This is a genomic window from Roseobacter sp. TSBP12, from assembly GCF_009129705.1.
GTDB classification, from domain to species: Bacteria; Pseudomonadota; Alphaproteobacteria; order Rhodobacterales; family Rhodobacteraceae; genus Celeribacter; species Celeribacter baekdonensis_A.
Map to the genome: position 1 here is coordinate 1 of NZ_PYIB01000096.1, position 989 is coordinate 989.

1 protein-coding gene and 1 pseudogene are annotated in these 989 nt (G+C 64.7%); both read right to left on the bottom strand.

Annotated features, from left to right (window positions below):
• Nucleotides 1-778 (bottom strand): TrbL/VirB6 family protein (locus C8029_RS21880; protein ID WP_152003742.1); only part of this gene is annotated, 778 nt, incomplete at its 3' end.
• Nucleotides 779-989, bottom strand: a pseudogene (locus C8029_RS21885) (hypothetical protein); the annotation flags it as partial.

The following is a 989-nucleotide window of genomic DNA, read 5'->3' on the forward strand; positions in this document are numbered from 1 at the left end:
TGGAGGCGATGTAGGGGACCGAGGCCATGATCCCGGCGCTGAGGATCAGGATCACGAGGAAGGGCAGGATGAGGCTGACGGTCTCAACATCGCCCGGATCGGCGGAGGCGTCCCCGATGGCCTCGGCGATCGCAACGATGATGCCAGCGGCTCCGGCTGCGGCGACCGGCATGAGCGCATAGCCGATGGTGGCGCGGGTCCAGGCCTCGAAAAGGGATTGGGTCGGCTTGAAAAGTGAGGTCACGATCATGAAGGGGGCGATGACGATCATCAGCGCGAAGACGATGCGGGCGAAGGCGATGATCCCGGCGGTGACGGCGGCGAAGACGGCGGAGAGGACGAAAAAGATGGCACCGAGGACCGCGCCGAAAACCCAGCCCGCCCGGTCGCCGATCGTGTCGCCATAGGCGGTGATGCGGGCGACCATATTGTCGAGGCTTTCATAGACCCCGGCCTCGTCGCCCGAGCCGGTAAGCGCGAGGATCGAGGCCCCGACAGAATCCGGCACTTGTGTGACGATGCCATAGATGACGCTGAAATTGTCCCAACTCTGCGCGAATATCCCGACCAGTGCCACCTTCATCCCAAAGGCAAAGCCCGCGCCGAAGGGCAGGGGGCGCAGCTGCATCACGGCGTTGATGCCCAGGAGCACGAGGAGGAGGGTCGCACCGGCCGAGATGACATTGCCGACCGAGGCTGCGGAAGAGACAAAGCCGTCCTGCGCCACGGTGTTCACCGCGGCGTCGACCTGGCCCAGGATATCGCGAATGACCCCCATTTACTCCGCACATCCTGCGGCAACCTGGGCCTCAAGGGCATCGGCTTTGGCGTAGAGCTCGAGCACGTTGAAGGGCAGACGCGGATTGTCTGAGGTCCGGAACCGGGGCAGGGTCGCGAGCGCCTGATCCCAGGTGAATTCATCCAGCAGGCAGGTGCAGCTCTCCGAGGCGAGCGCCTCTTCGGCGATCAGGATGCGCAGGATCGCGCGG